General features: G+C 47.5%; 3 protein-coding genes and 1 pseudogene. All 4 read left to right on the top strand.

The features are described 5' to 3' along the window. Nucleotides 1-140: 140 nt before the first annotated feature. A complete protein-coding gene (locus ACTIE0_RS23925; RefSeq protein WP_315641050.1) occupies nucleotides 141-407 on the top strand; it encodes a hypothetical protein in 267 nt (88 codons plus the stop codon). Next, nucleotides 397-888 carry a hypothetical protein gene (locus ACTIE0_RS23930; protein WP_231296490.1) on the top strand — a complete coding sequence of 164 codons (492 nt, stop codon included), beginning with the start codon at nucleotides 397-399 and terminating at the stop codon, nucleotides 886-888. Before ACTIE0_RS23925 ends, ACTIE0_RS23930 begins: the two co-directional genes overlap by 11 nt. A 335-nt stretch (nucleotides 889-1,223) precedes the next feature. Beyond that, entirely contained in the window at nucleotides 1,224-1,403 is a 180-nt protein-coding gene (locus ACTIE0_RS23935; protein WP_228116463.1) for a hypothetical protein, read from the top strand. Nucleotides 1,404-1,430: 27 nt separating this feature from the next. After that, a pseudogene (locus ACTIE0_RS23940) lies at nucleotides 1,431-2,174 on the top strand (IS110 family transposase); the annotation flags it as partial.

Here is a 2,174-nt window from a genome sequence, read left to right on the forward strand (position 1 = left end):
ATTGAAGATTACGCCGAGAGGATTAATGTTCGCCTTGATGGTTTTTCGAGGGAAAAGCCAGAACATCTAGCCGAAGTGATTGGTTATCTACAACTAATCAAAGACCTAACCACTCAAGGATTAAAGGAGGCTAAAAAATTGTGACCAATGACCGCGACCATCTGGACGAACAATTGAGGCGACTGCCAGGGTTTAAGGAAGAAATCTTAGATATCAGCTACATGGTGAGGAAACTTTACTATGACATCGACCAGATTTTTAGCTACTGCTTTAGCGACAAACTCACTAAACCTTACGCCCAAAAGCAATTTCTCAACAAACTAGAGAAATTTGTTACCAACACCCAGGAAGCCGGGAAACTCATTCCCCAACTCATTGAAAAAATTGGAGGCTCTGATGATGACTAGCACAAACCAGCAAAACCCACAAACCCAATACACCAAACAGCTAAAAGAGGAAGTCTTAAAGTCCATTGAAAACATTAGCGTACAGGTTTCCTCTTTGTGGTTAAAAGCCCAAGTCCCGAACCCCGATGAACCCTTAACCAGGGAAAACATCAGTAACTACTTGGAACAGCTAGCACGGGCTGTGAAAGTAGAAGCCAACAACTACAGCGAGAATCTTCCCGACAATGAGGATAAACATTCCCCTTACGAATGGGTCGATTTGACAGTAGATGCAACCTCGCTTATGGACTGTTTATTAAAAGCTAAGGCAAGTATTGATAACACCATTGCTCATCTAAGAGTTATCGATTTTGCCACTAACGTTAAACCATACCAAGATGTTGACAGTTACGCAGCATACCTTAACTACTGCCATGAGCGAATTTCTACAGACTTGGAAAATGCACTTGCTGAATTAGAAGATCTAGATTTCACCGCCTGATGAGTCCTGACCGGTAAAGGACGAAACTTCCTCCCGCCGCTGGGGGGAAGTCGCGGATAACCGGGTGATTCCCTCCGCATTGATGACTAGCCCCCCACCTGGAAACGGGAGGGAAACCTCCCCAAGTTTTTACTGGGGGCAGAAGTCAGCAATCATTTCTAGCTGGGTTCCAACCCCAGCAGTCGAAGCGAGTTTACTCCCCCGGATAGAATGGGCGAAAGCCGTAACAGCTTCTTGGGAGTGATTTTCCACCATACTTAACAGGAAAAATGAATAGTTTAATAGTAGGCCTTGACGTTAGTTCGTCGTGGTGCGATGCCGTGTGGCTGGAATCCATGCCAACCGGTGCCGTGCGGGATTTTTTCGACTCCCCAGCATTTGCTGAGTGTCACCGAAAACTGGAAGCGAACGCGAAGTCTATCCAGTTTCTGGTGTCTTTGGAGCCGTCTGTCGTGGTATTAGAGCCGACCGGAACTTATAGCAAATTCTGGATTGACTCTCTCCATCGGGAATGAATCCCAGTCTTGAAAGCGGATCAAACCATGATTAAAGACAGTCGGAAAAGCTATGGGGGAACTTCCAACAAATCTGACCCCTATGATGCCCTCATCATGGTGATTACTTACTTTCAGCACTACCAAACCAATTATGATCGCAGGTATTGGGTACGGGAGCGGCCGCCAGCGGTTGCCAAAATTGAGCAATGCCTGAGAGATATTCAGTCCTTTACCAAGCGCCGCACTCAAGTCATAAACCAAGCCAAGTCGCGGCTGGTCTATGAATTCCCAGCTAGGGCTAAAGTTCAAGTAAAAAGAGAAGCTGGGAGCCTAGATCCGGACAAACTGCCAGCTTGGTGGGGTTGGGCTTGTGGCTGGACTTCCCAAGGTAGTTGGGAAATTCCCAAAGGGGTTAAAACCAAGTTTGACAATGAATACGCGAAAGCGATCGCGGCGGGTGAAGGGACTGGCATTAGTGTAGTGACTGCCCGACTAGCCCAACAGATTTGTATGTGGCATCAGTCGGAGGCAATGGTAGAGCAGGAGATGCTCGGCTACCTGAACCTTCCAGAATTTGATTGTTACCACCGGGTGTTTGATAAGTTCGGTTTTGGTTCCCGCGAACGAGGCTGGCTGCTCACTCGGATCGTACCCTTTGATGAGATGTTTAAATGCCTTCCCAAGTCTAAAGCCATGCGACGATTCCGGCAGTTGTGCGGGTTGGGGGCTACTCAAGTGCAATCTGGGCAGGCTGACACTCGTAGCAGTTTTACCGGAAGTAAAGAGGCG

This window comes from Limnospira sp., from assembly GCF_051859755.1.
In the GTDB taxonomy this organism is placed as follows: Bacteria; Cyanobacteriota; Cyanobacteriia; order Cyanobacteriales; family Microcoleaceae; genus Limnospira; species Limnospira fusiformis.